The sequence below is a fragment of the Nocardiopsis sp. NPDC055551 genome (genome assembly GCF_053619415.1).
On record NZ_JBSHJJ010000001.1, the window covers coordinates 823,488 to 840,669 of the forward strand.

Genomic DNA, 17,182 nt, shown 5'->3' on the forward strand with positions numbered 1-17,182 from the left:
CAGGCAACCGGTCGGGTGTTTCCCCGGGGTCAGATGGTGGTTTCGTGGGTGTTTCGTTGTGCTGTCGGTGCAGGGCCGGGGGTGTGTGATCGGTGGCGTGGACAGGGTGGGTGCGCCGGGGGTGGGTGTTGTGGAGCGCGGGTCGGGTGAAGTGATTTGAGGGTTGTTCTCCCCTGATCGCTGATGGTGCGTGGTTTTTCTGCTCCAGGTCTCACAAAGCAGTTCAATGACACACTCGAAGGTAGGAGTGGGGCGGGCGTCCGGGTCGGCCCTGTGTGCTGAGGAAGGGGTGTGTGCGATGAACGAGGAGGAGGTCATCGCTTTGGTGGCCGCTCTGGGGTCGGTGCGGGTGGATCGGGCGAGTAAGGAGAGTGGGGCGCCCCAGGTGGCCTGGGGCGATACCTTCCTCACCTATGAGCCGCACGGGCGGGCCGGTGGGCGGGGGTTCCAGCCGTTCGTGACGGTGGTGACCAAGGACTATCCGGGCTTTGACACCGTCTCCGACCTGGACCGGGAAGGGGTGTTCCGGGTCAACGTCGCGGTGGGAAGGGCCCTGTTCACCGAGGTGGTGGGCCACTCCCCCGCCGAGCACGCCGCGGTCGGCGCCGACGTCGACTTCACCGAGTCGGATCGGTTGTTGCCGCATCCGGTCTACGCCGTGCAGGGGTGGGTGTCGGTGGTGTGCCCGGGCCCGCGCACCGGTGACCGGTTGCGTGAACTGGTGGGTGCGGCCTGGCGGCGGGCGGTGGCGCGCCATCAGGCGCGAACCACTGGGCAGGTACCCTAGGAAAAGTTACAAATGGGGTGAGTGGTGGGAAGTAACCGGCTTCGCTCGGTGTTGTGATCGCCGAATCGAGTGTGTGCGGCGGTGGTCGTCCGGCGTCGTCGAAGTCGGCGCTCATCGACCGGGAAGGGGCCTTGGAGTTGAACGATGGCGAGCCCGAACAGGATGAGCGGGTCCCGGATGAAACGCTCCCCCGGGACCGGGGCCAGGACAGGGAGCGGGTCTTGGCCCTGCCTTTGGTCGAGGGTTTGGTGACGTTGGGTTCCGAGGACGCGCCGGTGTGCTCGGACGGAATCTGTCTCTGAGCGGGGATGACATTGAGAATCGAAGTATGGTCCGACATCGTCTGCCCGTGGTGCTACATCGGCAAGCGTCGTCTGGAGCGGGCGTTGGCGGACTTCGAGCACGCCGAGGAGGTCGAGATCCTCTGGCGTAGCTTCCAGCTGGACCCCACCTTCCCCCAGGGGGTGAGCGAGCCGGTCTATGACTCCCTGGCCAAGAAGATGAACGCCCCACGCGAGCAGGTTCAGGCCATGACCGAGCAGGTCCAGCAGGTGGCCGCCCAGGAGGGGTTGCGCTATGACTTCGCGGGCGGGGTCATGGTCAACACCTTCGACGCCCACCGGTTGACCCACCTGGCCCGTGAGCACGGTCTGGGTGATGCGGCGCACGAGCGGCTGATGAACGCCCAGTTGGTGCAGGGGCGTGTGCTCAACGACGTGGACACCCTGGTGGAGCTGGCCGGCGAGATCGGTCTGGACACCGAGCGGGCCCGCACCGTGTTGGAGGGCGACCAATACGCCGACCAGGTGCGCGCCGACATCGAGGAGGCCCGCCGCCTGGGCGCCACGGGTGTGCCCTTCTTCGTGCTGGACCGGGCCTTGGGGATCTCCGGAGCCCAGCCGCTGGAGGTCTTCAGCGCGGCGTTGGACAAGGCCTACGCCCAAAAGGGCTGATCGAGGGGTTCACCTGCGAACGCGTGAGGGGGCCGGCGTCCCGGGCAGGGCGGCGGCCCCCTTCGTCGTGTCCGGTCCCGGGGGGGCGAGGGTGCTTTCGCTCGGATGGGGGCGGTGCCCCGTCCCCGTGCGGGGAGGCGGGGCACCGGACCATGGGGCCCGGGTCCCTACTGGATGGGGATCTGGGGGATCTCACCGAAGGCGCCCGCGTACAGGGTCATCTCGGTGACGTCGGCGGCCGGGGCGGGAAAGACCGCCAAGGCCAGGTACTCCTCGCCCGGGCTGAGGGTGTGGATCTCGTCGGCGAAGTCCTCGTACTCCTCCTCGCCGGTGCTGATGCGGATCACGTAGCGGATCAGTCCGGAGTCGGCCTCCTCCAGACGGAAACCGCCCATGGTGCCCTCGGCGTACTGGGCGGGGCTGCCCGGCAGGCGCGCCTCGTCACCCTCCAGGTCCGCCTCCAGATCGCTCAGGGTGGAGTTCTGGAACCCCACCACCTGGAACAGGTAGGCGCCGTCGCGCACCAGCGGGTAGACGTTCAGGTCGATGTCGTTGTGGGAGACGGTGGTGTGCACGTCCATCTCCTCGAAGTAGGGGGCCGGGTCGGCCACGTGGCGTTGGGCGGCGTCCAGGCCTTCGGTGTCCTCGCTGTCGGTGGCGTCCATGGGCACCTCGTAGAAGAACTCCACGCGGCGGTTGCGGGCGCGGGCCTCCTCGTCGTCGTCCCCGCCCTCCTGGGCCAGGAGTTCGTCGGCGCCGCGCCCCTCGGTGGCGAAGGTGAAGCCCTGCCCCAGTTCCTCTTCGATGAGTTCACGGGCGGCCTGGGCCCGCTCCTGGGACAGGGTCTGGTTGTGGCTGTCGGAGCCGGTGGAGTCGGTGTGGCCGATGACGGTGATCTCGGTGCCCTGGGCCAGGTTCTCGCGCAGGGAGGCCGCGGTCTGGCGGATGGTCTCGGCCGCCTCGTCGGTGGGGTCGGCCTCATCGACCTCGAACATGTTGTCCGAGTGCAGGGCGATGGTCTCCTGGTCACCGGAGCGGGTGGTGGAGGCGATGGGGCTGTCGACGAAGCTCTCCATGGACTGGCGGTAGGCGTCCACGTCCAGGCCCGGTTCGGGTACGTCCTCGGGGTAGAAGATCTCCTCGGGCAGCTCGCCCTGTTCCCAGGTGTCGGGGTCGATGTGGTCGTAGACGTTGGGTTCGGGTGCTTCGGTGAACTCGTCGACGTGGGTGATGGGGACCCCGGGGACGTAACCCAGTCCGGCGCCGGTGAAGGTGAGGGTCCGTACGTCCTCGCTGGGGGCGGGGAAGTAGCGGCGCATGGGCAGGGGCAGACCTTCGTGGGTGGGCAGGAAGGGGTCGCCCTCCTCGAAGTAGGTGCCGTAGTTCTCGCCGTGCTCTTCGTTGTTCAACACCCGAAGGACCTCGCCGGAGAGCGGGTCGACCATGCGGATGGGGGCCACGGCGCTGGTGACGGTGCCGGGCAGGGGTTCGAGGATGTTGTGGGTGACGTCGATCATCATGTACTCGCCGTTGGATTCGAGTGCGTTGATGACGACCTCGAAGGCGACGTCGTTGCCGTCTTCGACGAACATGCGGCCCTGGCGGGTGTAGGGAAGCTCCGGTGCGGGGCTCTCCTGGGCCTGTTCGGGGCTCTCCTGGGCCGGGGGCCCGTCCTCACCGTCGGTGAGGTCGCGGACCAGACCACAGGAGCTCAGGGCCAGGCTCAGCGCCAGAGCCGCGCCGATCGCGCCGAGGGCTCGTTGGGACATGTGCGGGGGCTCCTTGTGCGTCTTCGGCCGTTGGGGAGGGCCGGGGGTTGTGGATCGCTTTGCCGCTCAGACGCTTGGGAGCCGATTCTGGTTCGGTCACCGGGCAAAAGGGCTCGGGCCGATGGTGGCCCCGGGGCCCGCACCGAAGACACGGTATTCGGTTGGGAGGGTGACCGGTTTCGGTCGCGGTCTTGGGGTGGGCGGTGGTGGTGGGCCATGGCGCGCCGGGCGGGGAGGTGCTTCGATGTTGTGGGGCGGTTCCCCCGGGTGGGTCGTCCCCGGCGAGGGAGGGTGGGCGTGTGGATGTGACACAGGTGGTGTTCGGGTTCGTTCCGGTGCTGGCCGTGGTGTTGACGGGCCTGTTCGCGGGGTTGTTCCTGGGTTTTTCGATGGCGGTGATGCCCGGCCTGGCCAGGGCGCGGGACCAGGCGATGGTGGAGTCGATGCAGCGCATCAACTCCGCCATCCTCAATCCGATGTTCGCGCTGGTGTTCGTGGGTGCGCCGGTGGCGGTGCTGGGCTCTACGGCGCTCTTGTTCGCGGCCGGCGCGCACCACTCGGCGCTTTGGACGGGGGTGGGGTTGGCGGCGTTGGTGGTGGCGGTGGCCGTCACCTTCGCGGTCAACGTTCCGCGCAACAACGCCTTGGACGCCGTGGGTCCGGCCGCCAAGGCGGAGGATGTGGCGGCGGCGCGGTCCGCCTTCGAGCCGGTGTGGGTGCGCTGGAACAATGTGCGCACCCTGATGTCGGTGGTCGCTTTGGTGTGCTGTGTGGTGGGTTTGTCCCTGCGCTGAGGTGGGCCCTGAACAGTTGCGTGAGTGGACCGAAACCCCGGGGGTGTGGTCGTTCAGGGCACGGAGGCGGGAGTGGGGATGGGGCCGGCCCGGCCCAGCCCCGCCAACAGGGCGTCGACGTCGCGCACGCAGCCTCCGCAGCCGGTGGTGGCACGGGTGTGTTCGGCGATGGCCTGGCGAGTGCGGGCCCCCTGCGACCAGGCCTGTTCGATCTCCTCTGCTCCCACCGCGTTGCACCGGCACACCGGGGCCGGGGCGGGGGTTCGCTCATCGGTGGTCGGCAGGGGGCGTCCCTGGACCAGGGCGAGGCGGTCGGCGGGCACGGGCGCGGCGGTGTCGTAGAGCTGGGACAGGGTGGCCGCGGCCTCGGGGAAGCCGAGTAGGACCGCGCCCACCACACGCTCGTGGCGCACCGACAACTTGGCGTAGCGGCCCCCGTGGGGGTCGCTGACGGTGACGGTCTCCACCTGGGGGCCCTCGTCCTCTTCTTGGACGCGGCCGAACGCGGTCAGTTCGATGCCCTGGGCCTTGAGACGTGTCTGTGGGCGGGCGCCCCGGTAGCGGGCGCCCGGTTCGGCTCCGGTGAGGCGACGGGCCAGTACCGCGGCCTGTTCCCAGCCCGGTCGGATCAGCCCGGCCCCTCCCCCGGGGTGCTGGGCGCAGTCGCCGATGGCGTGGACACGGCTGTGCGAGGTGGTCAGGTGGTCGTCGACCACGACACCGTGTTCGACCTCGATACCGGCGTCCTTGGCCAGTTCGACGTTGGCGCGCACCCCCGCGGTGACCATCAGGGCGTCACCGGCCAGGACACGGCCGTCGTCCAGTTCCAGGCCGGTTGCGGGGATCCATCGGTGGGCCACCCGCCAGGAGTGCACGCTCACGCCCAGATCCTGGTAGAGGCGGGCCAGGATCTGGGCGGCCGGTCGGTCGATCTGGCGGCGCATGATCCAGGGCGAGGACTCCACCAGGCTCACCCGGGCACCGCGCTCGACCAGACCGCGGGCGGTTTCCAATCCAAGGACGCCGCCGCCCAGGACCACCACGGGTGAGCCCGGGCGGACCAGGGACAGCGCGCGTTCGCAATCGTCCAGGTCGCGTAGGGCGCACACCCCCGTGCCGGGGGTGTTGTCGGGGGTGTTGACGCCTGGGATGGGTGGCAGGGCGGCGCGGGCTCCGGTGGCCAGGACCAGGTCGTCGAAGTCCAGATGGGTGCCCTCGTCCAGTTCCACGCGTGCTCGTGTGGTGTCGACGCGGGTGGCGGTCACGCCGGTGCGCACGTTCACCCCGGGGGTGTGGGGTATGGGCAGTCGGATCTGTTCGGGGGTGTGGGTGCCGGCCAGGACCTGTGGGAGCAGGACCCGGTTGTAGGCGGGGTGGTGTTCGGCGCCCACCACGCGCAGGTCCACCCGGGTGCCGTCGGGGTCCAGGCGGGCGATCTCCTCTGCCAGGCGCGCGCCGACCATGCCGTTGCCGATGACCACGATCCGGCGCGGGGACGGGTGGGGTCTCACGGGGTTCCTCCGGTCGGTGGGGTCGGGGCCGGTTCCAGGCGCACGGCGGCGACCTTGAACTCGGGCATGCGGCTGGTGGGGTCCAGGGCGGGGTGGGTGAGGTTGTTGGCGGCCTGGGCCCCGGCGTAGTGGAAGGGCATGAACACCGTGTCCAGGCGGGCGGTGGGGTCAAGGCGTACCCGGGCCAGGGTGGTGCCGCGCCGGGAGGTCAGGTGGGCCCAGTCGTTGTGGGTGAGTCCGGCGCGCGCCGCGGTGTCGGGGTGCACCTCCACATACGCCGAGGGTTCGGCGTCGGTGAGTTCGCGAACGCGGCGGGTCTGGGCGCCGGACTGGTAGTGGCCCATGAGGCGGCCGGTGGTGAGGATGAGGGGGTGGTCCTGGTCGGGTTCCTCGGCCGGTGGGCGGTGATCGACGGGGGTGAAACGGGCGCGCCCGTCGGGGTGGGCGAAGGAGTCCAGGAACAGGCGGGGGGTGGTGGAGCCGTCTTGGGGAAGTGGCCAGTACAGTGCCTGCTCGCCGTCCAGGCGTTGGGGGCTCAGCCCGGAGTAGTCGGCCGCTCCGCCGGCGGAGGCGGCGCCCAGTTCGCTCAGGATGGTGTCGGGGTCGGTGGGAAAGGCCGTGTGGGGGTGGCCCAGGCGGGTGGCCAGGGTGTTGAGGACGTGCAGGTCGGTGCGTACCCCCGGTGGTGGCGGTGTGGCGCGGCGTCGGCGTAGGACGCGTCCTTCGAGGTTGGTCATGGTGCCCGATTCCTCGGCCCATTGGGTCACCGGCAGGACCACGTCGGACATGGCGGCGGTCTCGGACAGGACGAAGTCGGCGGTGACCAGTAGGTCCAGGGATCGTAGGCGTTGGTGTACGTGGGTGGTGTGGGGTGCGGACACGGCCGGGTTGGCGCCGAAGAGGAGCATGGCGCGGGGTCCGCCCGGGGTGCCCAGGGCGTCGAGGAGTTCGAAGGCGCTGCGACCCGCTCCAGGCAGGTCTTGGGGGTCCATGCCCCACACCTGGGCCACGTGGGCGCGTGCGGTGGGGTCGTCGATGTGACGGTAGCCGGGTAGTTGGTCGGCTTTTTGTCCGTGTTCGCGGCCGCCTTGGCCGTTGCCCTGGCCGGTGATGCACCCGTAGCCGGAGCCGGTGCGGCCGGGTAGGCCCAGGGCCAGGGCCAGGTTGATCCAGGCGGAGACGGTGTCGGTGCCCTTGGTGTGCTGTTCGGTGCCGCGTCCGGTCAGGACGTAGGCCGATCGCTCGCGTGCGGCTCGGCCGAGCAGGTCGGCGGTGGCGCGGATCTGGGCGGCGGGTACCCCGGTGACGGGTTCGGCGTGTTCGGGCCACCAGGCGGCGGCTCGCTGCCAGGCGGTGTCGAAGCCGCTGGTGCGGGTCTGGACGAAGTCGGGGTCGCCCCATCCTCTGGTGAGGGTGGCGTGCAGCAGGCTCAGGGCCAGGGCGGTGTCGGTTCCCGGGCGTGGGGCCAGGTGGAGTCCGCCGTTGTCCAGGGCGGTGCGTGCGGTGGCGGTGCGGCGCGGGTCGATGACCACCAGGCGGGGTGCGCTCAGGTGTCCCATCATCGGTGGCATGGTCTCGGCCGGGTTGGCGCCGGCCAGCAGGACCACGTCGGCGTGGGCGAGGTCGGTCAGGGGGAAGGCCATGCCGCGGTCCAGGCCGAAGGCGCGGTTGCCGGCGGCCGCCGCGGAGGACATGCAAAAGCGGCCGTTGTAGTCGATCTGGGAGGTGCCCAGGGCCAGTCGGGCGAACTTGCCCAGGAGGTAGGACTTCTCGTTGGTCAGTGCTCCGCTGCCGAAGACCGCGACGCTGTCGGGGCCCGATTCGGTGCGCAACGAGAGGAGTCGTTGGACGATGTGGTCCAGGGCGGTGTCCCAGTCCACTTCGCGCAGGGGTGAGGTGCGGTCCTTGCGCATCAGGGGGCGGGTGAGTCGGTCGGGGGTGTTGAGGACCTCGGCGGAGGTCCAACCCTTGCGACACAGGCCTCCCCGGTTGGTGGGGAAGGGGGCGGGTCGCACGGTCAGGGTCCCTTGAGGGGTGGGGCTCAGGTCCATGGCGCATTGCAGGGCGCAGTAGGGGCAGTGGGTGCGGGTGGCCTGGTCGGAGGGGGCGGTCATCGTGTGGCCGTTCCGGTGGGCGAGGTGGTGTGCGGGCGTAAGTAGACCAGGTACGTCAGGGCCGCGCACACCAGGTAGAACACCGCGAAGGCCGCGAAGGCGGGTGCGGTGGATCCGGTGGCGGCGAAGGACTCGCGGAAGGTGACGTTGACGCCCACCCCGCCCAGGGCGCCGACCGCTCCGATGAGTCCGAGCATGGAGGAGGAGGTGTCCCTGGTGCGTTCCAGGGCCTGTTCGCGGGGTTCTCCGGCGGCGATGGCGTCCTTGGCCCTGGCCGCGTGGATGGTGGGGATCATCTTGTAGGTGGAGCCGTTGCCCAGGCCGGTGAGGGTGAACATCACCGCGAACGCGCCGACGAAGAGCGTGAGGTGGGAGCCCTGGGCGGCGAGCAGGAGCACTCCGGCGCACACGGCCATGGCGGTGAACACCCACAGGGTGAGGCGGGCTCCGCCCAGGGAGTCGGCCCATCTGCCGCCCACCGGGCGTAGCAGGGAGCCGATGATCGGGCCCAGGACGGCGATCGCGGCCGAGGTGAGGGGGGTGAGTCCGAACTGGGTCTGCAACAGCAGGGCGAAGGCGAAGCCGGTGCCGATGAAGGATCCGAACGTGCCGATGTAGAGCACCGACATGATCCAGAAGTGGCGGTCCTGGATGGCCGAGAGTCGGGCGCGGGTGTGGCTTGGGACGTGGGGCAGGTTGTTCATCGATCGCAGTGCCCACCAGGCCACCAGCAGGATCAGCGGGGCGTAGAACAGGGGCACCAGGTGTGCGGCCGAGGTGGTGAACAGGGCGATGACCGCCAGTCCCACCAGTTGGACGGTGGCCACCCCGATGTTGCCGCCTCCGGCGTTCAACCCCAGGGCCCGCCCCTTTTCGCGTTCGGGGAAGTAGGAGTTGATGTTGGCCATGGAGGAGGAGAAGTTGCCGCCGCCCAGCCCCGCGGTGGCGGCCAGGGTCAACATCAGCCAGAACGGGGTGTTCGGGGCCTGGATGAGGAAGAACGCGGCCGTGGTGGGCACGATCAGCAGTGTGGTGGACACGATGGTCCAGTCGCGTCCACCGAACAGGGGTACGGCCAGGGTGTAGGGCACCCGTAGTACGGCGCCGATCAGGGTGACCACCGACAGCAACAGGAACTTCTGCTCCGGTGTGGTGGAGAAACCGTGCTCGGGGGTCATGAACAGCACCAGTACCGACCAGATCGACCAGACCGAGAAGCCGACGTGTTCGGAGGCGATGGAGGCCCACAGGTTGCGGTGGGCCACCCTGCGGCCGGTGCTCTCCCAGAAGGTGTGGTCCTCGGGGTCCCAGTGGGTGATCGGGCCGGGTCCGATGCGTGGGGCTCGCACGCCGGTGTGAGCGCTCATGATCGGTGCCTTCCTGTGCGAGGGCTGCTTGTCGTGGCCGACGGTAGGAAGCGGGGGTTACCGGGACGTGTCGTGAGGTAACGCGCGGGAAACAGTGGGCTCACCCGGCCTGGGCGCCGGTGGTGAGAACGGTGGTGGCGTGCCCCTTGTGGGAGGGGGACAGCGCGGGGCCGGATGTGAAACGGTGTCGGGGTGAGCCCATTCGTGGAATCCTTCGACCCCGTCACGGCCTCCCACCCTGACCTGGCCGCTTGGACGGCGATCTTCACCGCGGGGCAGGGCGAGCTGTCGGGTGGAGCCCCTCGGGCCGAGGACCTGGCGGTGCGGTTGCGTTCGCGGCGGGCCGGTCAGGGGTGGCGGTGGGCCTCGCGTCTGTCGGCGGGGGATCCGGTGGTGGGGGTGGCCGAGCTGCGAGGACAACCCCACGATGAGCGGATCGGGTTCCTGCGCCTGTTCGTGGCCCCCCGGGCCCGCCGCATGGGTATGGGGAGCGAGCTGCGCGAGACGGTGGTCGAGCGGGCGCGGGCGTTGGGCATGGAGCGGCTCCAGAGCACCGTGCTGGCCGGTGAGCCGGGTGAGCCCTTCGCTCGGGCCAGCCCCTACCTGCGCACCCTGTTGCGGTTGGAGTTGCAAAAGCAGTACCTGGACGAGGCCACGCTGCGGCGCTGTTGGTCGCTGGCGGCCACCCCGGCACGCGGTTATCGGCTCACCCATTGGGAGGGGCCCGCCCCCGAGGAGTTGGTGCGCTCGTTCGGGAGGGTGATGGGGCATCTGTTGGACGCGCCCGGAGCGGCGTTGCAGATGGTGGCCCGGTCCTGGGGGCCGGCGCAGGTGCGCGAGTGGGAACGCAAGATCACCGAGGACGGTTCACGTCTGGTGGTGGGCGCGGCGCTGGATCGGATGTCGGATCAGGTGGTGGCGGCCACCGTGTGCACGGTCACCGGTGGTGTGGTGGCCGATCAGCACGACACCGCGGTGATGCCGGCCCATCGTCGTCGGAAGCTGGCCAGCCGGGTCAAGGCCACCCAGGCGCTGCGGGTGCACGATCTGTTCCCGCACGTGCGGGCGCTGGCGGTGACCATCAACCAGGAGAACGCGGCGATGCTCGCGGTCAACCGGTCGTTGATGTATGAGCGGGTGGCCGAGCGTTTGCTGGTGGAGGAGTGCCTGGCGGCGCGCTGAGCACCTGGGTGGGGGTCTGGGGTCAGCGCTGGTTCTTCTTGGCGCTGGAGGCGCCGAAGCACAGTGCGAACATCACGCCGAAGGCGATGCCCATGGCCACGCTGTCGAAGAGCAATCCGAAACACAGGCCCAGGGCCACCCCCAGACCCAGGTTCATGCCCTGCCCGTACTTGCCGCCCATGTTCCCTCTTCCGTTCGGTGTCCCTGATCCGACGTCGTCGGCTCCCGTCGGGTTCCCGACGCCGTGTGTGCGCGCCCCGGGCGGGGCGCACACACGGTGGCTCAGACGCCGAAGGCCTCCGGGTAGCGGATGGTCCCGCGCGGTGTGGGCCGTGAGGGGTCCAGGGCCAGGGCCATCATGGCCTCGTCGGGCACCTCGAAGGGGGCGCGCACACCGAACCCGGAGGCCGGGGTGAAGCCGAACCTTGGGTAGTAGTCGGCGTGTCCCAGTACCAGGACGAGGTTCTCGCCCATCCGCTGTGCGCTCTCCAGACCGGTACGGATGGCGGCCGAACCGGCGCCGGTGCGCTGGAAGGCGGGCAGGACCGAGCACGGGGCCAACGCCAGCGCGGGGGCGCCGTCCACGTGACAGCGCGTGAACAGGGCGTGGCCCACGACTCGACCTTCGTCGGTCTGGGCGAGGATCGACAATCCCTCGATCCAGGCCTGGGCGTCGGCGCGCAGGGCCTCGACCAGGTCGGCCTCGGCCTCGGTGTCGAAGGCCGCCGCGTTGATGGCGTGGATGGCGCCGATGTCGGCACCGGTCTCGGGTCGGGTGGACCAGGTTCGTGTGGGGTCGGACAACTCAAGGACCTTTGCTCGTGGGGCCCCGTCGTCTGTTCAGCTCAGGGCCCGGTGTTCGGGGACGTTGTGGGCGCTGCTCGTGGCGGCACCGGCTCTGAGGGGCATCGACTCACCCGTATCTCGGTCTGCGGTGGCCGGCTCTCGGCTCCGCGCCGGTCAACGTTAACAGTGGTCTCGCTGTTGCCCGAAGCGGTTTTTCCCAGACCCGACGCGGAACCGCTCGGCGGGCTACCGTGTCTTATTCGTGGGGCTTTCCGGGTCGGTGAGAGTCCTGGTGACGACGGTGGAGGATGACGCGGTGGAGTTGTTCGAAGAGGGTGCCAAGGTCTTGACCCAGGAGATGGTCAAGGGCGGATGGACCGTGGTGCAGGCCTGGGTCACCCGCCTGTTCAAGGGTGATGCGGCCAAGAAGCAGGAGGCCTTGAGCGAGTTGGAGCGCTCCCGAGCGGATCTGGAGGAGGACCCCACGCTCCTGGAGGATATGCAGCAGGAGTGGAAGACCCGGCTGCGCCGTCTGCTGCGCGAGGACCCCCAGGCCGCGACCGAGCTGCGCGCCCTGTTGGACGAGGTGGCTCCCCAGCGGGGCGGGGACACCATCGTCAACACCGCCCGTGACATCGGGGGTGGCAGCTTCGTGATCCAGGCCGGGCACGTGCACGGCGGTATGCACGAGTACAAGGGCGACCACGTCGACATGAGTGGCGCGCGGGCCCAGGGGGACATCATCGGTACTCAGTACAACGACGGGTCCCGGGACCGTGAGGACTGAACGGGTGGGTGCTCAGCGCGCCGACAGGCTCAGCTGAGAGCCCCTCTCCTCGAACCGGGCGAGCTCGGGTTCGGGTGCCACGGCCAAAGGTCCGCCCAACCCGATTCCGGCCGGGTGTTCCCACATCGCGAAGGGCTCGATCACGCGGTCGAGCCTGCCATGGGTCGGCTCGGTGGAAAACCCTTTGTGTGTTGCTCGTGCGCCTTTGTAGGTTGCTCGTGGACCCATCGTCGTGAGGACAACAGAGGAGACGGCGCCGCGTGACCCCACCTGCTCTTGAGACCTGACATCTTTCGCTCTTCTTGAAGCCGGCCCTGGTGTCGGCTCTGCCGGGCCGCTCTCGCGCGCCCGGTGAATCAGCGTTCGAGGCCGCGCGTAATCGGTCTCGTGTCAGGTCTAGAGAGTGCTGTGTCTTCTCAACCTCATATCGTGCTGCCCTGGGTGGTCCGTCGTACCCGGTTGCCGCTGCTGTCGATGCGGTGCCCGAACTGTCGGGCCGGGTCGTTCACCACCGGACAGGGCAGGTTCCGTGTCAACGCCAATGGCAAGCTGCTGGACGTGTGGCTGTTGGTCCGCTGTCTTGCGTGTGATCACACGAGCAAGCTGGCCGTGCACGAGCGAGCGGCGGTCGGGTCCTTCGATCCGGCGACGCTGGATGGCTACCTCGCCAACGATCCGGGGGCGGTGGCGTCCTGGTTGTTGGATCCGCTCATGGCCCGGCGTCACCGCTTCGCCCTGGACTGGGAGGGGGCCTGGCGGTTGGAGGTCCCACAGGCCGGGTTCGATGAGCGGTGGCCGGTCCGAATCCGGGTCCACTTTCGGGATCCGGTGCCGGTGCGCCGTGATCGGCTCATCGCCCAAGGGTTGGGGCTGAGCCGCAACGAAGTGCGGTCTCGGGTCAAGTGCGAGGCCTCGTTGCGTCGTTCGACGGTCGCCGGGTTCACCTTCGTCTTGATGCCCCGGGACTGACCGGGGGCACGTGCGAGGGGTGAACATCACATCCGGTGGTGGCTCCGTGGGAATGGGGTCGCCACCGGATGACCGAATAGGATTCTGGTTGTTGTGGCCGACAAAGCTACTCACCGGTAACATTGGTGCATGAGCCAAGATCGCCCCGCCGAAGAGTACGAGTTCGACCGGGACACCCGTGTCCACAAGAGCGCCGATGGCGAGTTCACCGCCACCCTCACCGACGGGTGGACCACCTTCACCTCCCATCCCAACGGTGGCTACGTGTTGGGCACCGCCCTCAACGCCCTGGGTCAGACCCTCGCCCAGCCAGACCCCCTGGCGGTCTCCGCCTTCTACCTGCGCCCCGCCGCCCCCGGCCCGGCCGACCTGCGTACCGAGACCATCCGCGAGGGGCGCCGCACGGCCACCGGCGCCGTCGTGGTCGAGCAGGGCGGCAAGGAGATCCTGCGCGCCACCGCCACCTATGGCGACCTGAGCGTGGAGGGACGCGAGCTGCACCTTCAAGGTCCGCCGGAGCTGCCTGCCCCCGAGGAGTGCCAGGTGCCGAGCGAGTTCTCCGGCGAGGTGGAGGGCATCACCATCGCCCGGCGCGTCGAGTACCGCTACCCGCGCCGTCCCGCCTGGTTGGACGGGCAAAAGGACGGTCGCCCCGAGGTCGAGTTCTGGATGCGCTTCGCCGACGGTCGCGACGCCGACACCCACTCCCTGCCCGCCATGGTGGACTTCGCGGTCCCGGCGGTGCTGGAGATCGGTGAGTTCAACACGATCACCGTGGAGCTGAGCACCCACGTGCGCGCCCGGCCGGCCCCCGGCTGGTTGGCTTGTCGGGTGTTCACCAGGCACCTGTCCCATGGTCTGCACGAGGAGGACATGGAGATCTGGGACGGTCAGGGCACTTTGGTCGCCCAGGCTCGCCAGCTGGCCATGCTGATCTGAGGGCTGTCCGCGTGTGAGGGCGGGTGCCGTTCGGGGCCCGCTCCGACCACTAGAACCCAAGATCACCGGGGGCGGGCCCCGCCCGTTCGTGGTGGGACCCGGGTGAGTTCAGTGGTCGGTGCGGGACTGTAGGCGTTCGTGGCGTTGGCGGGCGGCCTGGGCGGTGCCCAGACCCAGCCCGTAGGCCAGTTCCTGCCAGGTCATTCCGCGCCCTTTGGCCATGGTGAGCAGGCCCGCCTCCATCTGGTCGAACTCGGCGCGGGCCAGGGGCACCAGGGTCAGGGCGGCGGTCAGGTCGGCCTCGTCCACGGCCGGGGCGCCTTCGTCGGGTACGGCGGTGCCGGCGGTCAGGTCGCACACGCGTTGGATGGCCTCGTGGGCGAACATGGGCAGGCGGCGCTCCTGCCACAGGTCGCGTGCCTCCCCGGTGGCGTGGCGTTCGGTGATGCGGAAGAGGGCCTCGGGGGCGCGGGCGCGGCGGATCCGTTCGGGGTCGGGTCGGCTGAAGGGGTGCTGTTCGGTACTCATGCTTCAACTATGCGTTGGCATGAGAATGTTGTCAACAGAATGTTCAAATGGATTGTTCAAGCCCGATTGCGCAGGGCGCGGGCGGTGCGACCGCGCCAGAGCACCCCTTGGCGGGGTGAGAACAGGTAGGCCAGGGTGAACAGGGCGGCCTGGGCGAGCACGACGCACCCGCCGGTGGACACGTTCAGGTGGAAGCTGGTGAAGACCCCGCTCACCGAGGCCGTGACCGAGACCGCCATGGCGATGAGCAGCATCCGCTCGAAGCGGTCGGTGAGCAGGTAGGCGGTCGCACCGGGGATGATCACCATGGCCACGACCAGGATGATGCCCACCGCCTGCAGCGCCACCACCACGGTCACCGACAACAGGCCCAGCAGCAGGGTCTCCAACAGGCGCGGGTTGACGCCGATGGCGTGGGCGTGGACCGGGTCGAAGGCGTACATGGTCAGGTCGCGGTGCTTGTACCAGACCACCGCCAGCACCACCGCGGCCAGGATCAGCACCTGGAGGATGTCGGTGTCGGAGACCCCCAGGACGTTGCCGAAGAGGATGTGGCTCAGGTCGGTCTGGCTGGGCACCCGGGAGACCAGGACCAGCCCCAGGGCGAACAGGGCGGTGAAGACCACCCCGATGACGGCGTCCTCCTTGACCCGGGAGGTGCGGTTGACCACCCCGATCAACGTGACCGAACCGGCGCCGAAGACCAGGGCCCCCAGGGCGAAGGGCAGCCCGAACATGTAGGAGAGCACCACCCCGGGCAGTACGGCGTGGGAGACCGCGTCGCCCATCAGGGACCAGCCCACCAGGGTCATCCAGCACGAGAGGACGGCGCACACCAGCCCGGCGACCAGGCTGACCAGTAGGGCGCGTTGGACGAACTCGAATCGCATCGGCACCGTGAACCACTCTACGAGCGCGGTCACCGTGTCCATGTGGCCCCCTCCGAGGCTTGGATGCCGAACGCCTCCAGCAGCACGTTCGGTTCGAGTACCTGTTCGGGTGAGCCGTGGGCGATGACCCGGCCCTGTAACAGGAGCGCCTCGTCGCACAACGCGGGCACCTGGGACAGGTCGTGGGTGGAGACCAGCAGGGTGTGTCCGGCTCGGCGCAGTTGGAGGAGTAGTTCGATGATGGTGGCCTCGGAGCGTTTGTCCACCCCGGCGAAGGGTTCGTCCAGCAGCAGCACGGCGGCGTCCTGGGCGATGGCGCGGGCGACGAAGGCGCGTTTGCGCTGGCCCCCGGAGAGCGCGCCGATCTGGCGGTCGGCCAGGTCGGTCAGGTCGGTGCGGGCCAGGGCGTGCTCGACGGCCTCGCGGTCGGTGGGGCGCGGTCGGCGTCGGCCTCCCATGTGGCCGTAGCGGCCCATCATGACCACGTCGCGGACCCGGACGGGGAAGGCCCAGTCGACCTGTTCGGACTGGGGGACGTAGCCGAGCAGTCCTTTGCGGCGGGCGGTGGCGCTCTTCATGCCCTGGACGCGTATGCGGCCGCGGTCGGGTGTGACCAGGCCGAGCACGGTCTTGAACAGGGTGGACTTGCCCGAGCCGTTCATGCCGAGTAGGCCGCAGACCCGCCCTGGCTGCACGGACACGCTCACCTCGTCCAGGGCCAGGACGTCGCCGTAGCGGACGGTGGCGTCCTTGACCTCGATGGCGGCGCTCACGGCCTCCTCCTTGCCTTGTGCGGGTGGGCGGCTCATGTGGCGGTCAGGCCCTCGACGATGGCCTCGGCGTCGTGGCGCAGCAGGTCCAGGTAGGTGGGAACGGGCCCGTCTGCCTCGGAGAGGGAGTCGACGTAGAGGGTCTGTCCCATCCGTGCGTCGGTCTCGCGGATCACCGACTGTTGGGCGCCGTCGTTGACGGTGCTCTCGCAGAAGACGGTGGGAACGTCGTTGTCTTGGACGAACTCGGCCACGGCGGCGATCTGTTGGGGGGTGCCCTCGCTTTCGGCGTTGACCGGCCACAGGTATCGCTCGGTCAGGTCGGCGTCGCGAGCCAGGTAGGAGAAGGCGCCCTCACAGGTGACCAGGGCCCGGGCGTTGTCGGGGACCTCGGCCAGTTCGGTGTCCAGGTAGGTGGAGACCTCGTTGATCTCGTCCTTGTAGTCCTGGGCGGCTCGGGCGAAGTCGTCGGCGCCCTCGGGGTCGAGTTCGGTCAGGGCGGCCTGGATGTTGTCGACGTAGGTCAGGGCGTTGGTGGGTGACATCCAGGCGTGGGGGTTGGGTCCTCCCTGATGGTCGCCGGAGGAGATGGGGATGGTCTCGACGTCTTGGGTGAGCACGGCGGTGGGGGCCTGGACGCGTTCGGTGAACTGGGCGAACCAGGCCTCAAGACCCAGGCCGTTCTCCAGGATGAGGTCGGCGTCCTGGCCGCGGACGAGGTCGTCGGGGGTGGGTTCGTAGCCGTGGATCTCGGCGCCGGGGCGGGTCAGGGAGGCCACGCGTACGCGGTCGGCGGCGATGTTCTCGGTCATGTCGGCCAGAACGGTGAAAGTGGTCAGGACCAGGGGGCGACCGTCGTCGTCGGAGGCCTGTCCGGTGGAGGAGGTGCAGGCGGTCAGACTGAGCGCGGGGACCAGGGCGCAAACCGTGACCAACCAGGTCTTTGAAGACAACCCATCTCTAATGTTCGGCACGCCTAACTTTTACCACAGTCGAGACGAACCCACACATGCCGCTGTCGACTTTTCGGTGTGGG

18 protein-coding genes are annotated in these 17,182 nt (G+C 69.2%); 7 read left to right on the plus strand and 11 right to left on the minus strand.

What is annotated here, in order from left to right:
• Positions 1-298 precede the first annotated feature (298 nt).
• Entirely contained in the window at positions 299-787 is a 489-nt protein-coding gene (locus tag ACWGSK_RS03400) for a DUF6194 family protein (RefSeq protein WP_452455143.1), read from the plus strand.
• A 314-nt stretch (positions 788-1,101) separates the two neighbouring features.
• Positions 1,102-1,740 (plus strand): DsbA family oxidoreductase, encoded by a 639-nt coding sequence (locus ACWGSK_RS03405; RefSeq protein WP_358504929.1) that lies wholly within the window; start codon positions 1,102-1,104, stop codon positions 1,738-1,740.
• A gap of 167 nt (positions 1,741-1,907) precedes the next feature.
• Here ACWGSK_RS03405 and ACWGSK_RS03410 read toward each other — a convergent pair whose 3' ends face one another.
• Entirely contained in the window at positions 1,908-3,509 is a 1,602-nt protein-coding gene (locus ACWGSK_RS03410; protein ID WP_452455144.1) for an OmpA family protein, read from the minus strand.
• A gap of 305 nt (positions 3,510-3,814) precedes the next feature.
• Between ACWGSK_RS03410 and ACWGSK_RS03415 the strand changes: the two genes are divergently transcribed.
• Positions 3,815-4,303: an anthrone oxygenase family protein gene (locus ACWGSK_RS03415; protein WP_452455189.1), complete on the plus strand. Its 489-nt coding sequence runs from the start codon at positions 3,815-3,817 to the stop codon at positions 4,301-4,303.
• Positions 4,304-4,356: 53 nt separating this feature from the next.
• Here ACWGSK_RS03415 and ACWGSK_RS03420 read toward each other — a convergent pair whose 3' ends face one another.
• Genes ACWGSK_RS03420 through ACWGSK_RS03430 form a run of 3 tightly spaced genes read right to left on the minus strand, consistent with a single transcriptional unit; the run spans position 4,357 to position 9,295 of the window.
• Positions 4,357-5,814 carry an FAD-dependent oxidoreductase gene (locus tag ACWGSK_RS03420; protein WP_452455145.1) on the minus strand — a complete coding sequence of 486 codons (1,458 nt, stop codon included), beginning with the start codon at positions 5,812-5,814 and terminating at the stop codon, positions 4,357-4,359.
• Entirely contained in the window at positions 5,811-7,928 is a 2,118-nt protein-coding gene (locus tag ACWGSK_RS03425) for a molybdopterin oxidoreductase family protein (protein WP_452455146.1), read from the minus strand. Before ACWGSK_RS03425 ends, ACWGSK_RS03420 begins: the two co-directional genes overlap by 4 nt.
• Positions 7,925-9,295 carry an MFS transporter gene (locus ACWGSK_RS03430; RefSeq protein ID WP_452455147.1) on the minus strand — a complete coding sequence of 457 codons (1,371 nt, stop codon included), beginning with the start codon at positions 9,293-9,295 and terminating at the stop codon, positions 7,925-7,927. The genes ACWGSK_RS03425 and ACWGSK_RS03430 overlap by 4 nt, the downstream gene beginning before the upstream one ends.
• Positions 9,296-9,487: 192 nt before the next feature.
• On the opposite strand from ACWGSK_RS03430, the gene ACWGSK_RS03435 reads away from it, so the two are divergent.
• Positions 9,488-10,477: an N-acetyltransferase family protein gene (locus tag ACWGSK_RS03435; protein ID WP_452455148.1), complete on the plus strand. Its 990-nt coding sequence runs from the start codon at positions 9,488-9,490 to the stop codon at positions 10,475-10,477.
• A 22-nt stretch (positions 10,478-10,499) separates the two neighbouring features.
• On the opposite strand, the gene ACWGSK_RS03440 is transcribed toward ACWGSK_RS03435, so the two are convergent.
• The gene (locus ACWGSK_RS03440) at positions 10,500-10,658 is read right to left on the minus strand and encodes a hypothetical protein (protein WP_358504947.1); all 159 of its coding nucleotides are present in this window, start codon (positions 10,656-10,658) and stop codon (positions 10,500-10,502) included.
• A gap of 101 nt (positions 10,659-10,759) precedes the next feature.
• A complete protein-coding gene (locus ACWGSK_RS03445) occupies positions 10,760-11,281 on the minus strand; it encodes a GNAT family N-acetyltransferase (protein WP_358504950.1) in 522 nt (173 codons plus the stop codon).
• A 274-nt stretch (positions 11,282-11,555) separates the two neighbouring features.
• On the opposite strand from ACWGSK_RS03445, the gene ACWGSK_RS03450 reads away from it, so the two are divergent.
• A complete protein-coding gene (locus tag ACWGSK_RS03450; protein ID WP_358504953.1) occupies positions 11,556-12,050 on the plus strand; it encodes a hypothetical protein in 495 nt (164 codons plus the stop codon).
• A 12-nt stretch (positions 12,051-12,062) separates the two neighbouring features.
• On the opposite strand, the gene ACWGSK_RS03455 is transcribed toward ACWGSK_RS03450, so the two are convergent.
• Positions 12,063-12,194 carry a hypothetical protein gene (locus tag ACWGSK_RS03455; protein ID WP_358504956.1) on the minus strand — a complete coding sequence of 44 codons (132 nt, stop codon included), beginning with the start codon at positions 12,192-12,194 and terminating at the stop codon, positions 12,063-12,065.
• A gap of 285 nt (positions 12,195-12,479) precedes the next feature.
• On the opposite strand from ACWGSK_RS03455, the gene ACWGSK_RS03460 reads away from it, so the two are divergent.
• Entirely contained in the window at positions 12,480-13,019 is a 540-nt protein-coding gene (locus ACWGSK_RS03460; RefSeq protein WP_358504959.1) for a DUF1062 domain-containing protein, read from the plus strand.
• A gap of 129 nt (positions 13,020-13,148) precedes the next feature.
• A complete protein-coding gene (locus tag ACWGSK_RS03465) occupies positions 13,149-13,958 on the plus strand; it encodes a thioesterase family protein (RefSeq protein WP_452455149.1) in 810 nt (269 codons plus the stop codon).
• 108 nt (positions 13,959-14,066) lie between these two features.
• On the opposite strand, the gene ACWGSK_RS03470 is transcribed toward ACWGSK_RS03465, so the two are convergent.
• From ACWGSK_RS03470 to ACWGSK_RS03485, 4 genes are read right to left on the minus strand one after another with little or no spacing between them, the layout of a single operon-like run.
• Entirely contained in the window at positions 14,067-14,486 is a 420-nt protein-coding gene (locus tag ACWGSK_RS03470) for a DNA-binding protein (RefSeq protein ID WP_358504965.1), read from the minus strand.
• A gap of 56 nt (positions 14,487-14,542) precedes the next feature.
• Positions 14,543-15,418, minus strand: coding sequence for a metal ABC transporter permease (locus ACWGSK_RS03475; protein ID WP_452455150.1), 876 nt, complete (start codon positions 15,416-15,418; stop codon positions 14,543-14,545).
• Complete coding sequence (locus ACWGSK_RS03480) at positions 15,406-16,149, minus strand: metal ABC transporter ATP-binding protein (protein WP_452455151.1); 744 nt, start codon at positions 16,147-16,149, stop codon at positions 15,406-15,408. The genes ACWGSK_RS03475 and ACWGSK_RS03480 overlap by 13 nt, the downstream gene beginning before the upstream one ends.
• Before the next feature lie 32 nt (positions 16,150-16,181).
• On the minus strand, positions 16,182-17,120 hold the full coding sequence (locus tag ACWGSK_RS03485) for a metal ABC transporter substrate-binding protein (RefSeq protein ID WP_452455152.1): 939 nt from the start codon (positions 17,118-17,120) through the stop codon (positions 16,182-16,184).
• Positions 17,121-17,182 lie beyond the last annotated feature (62 nt).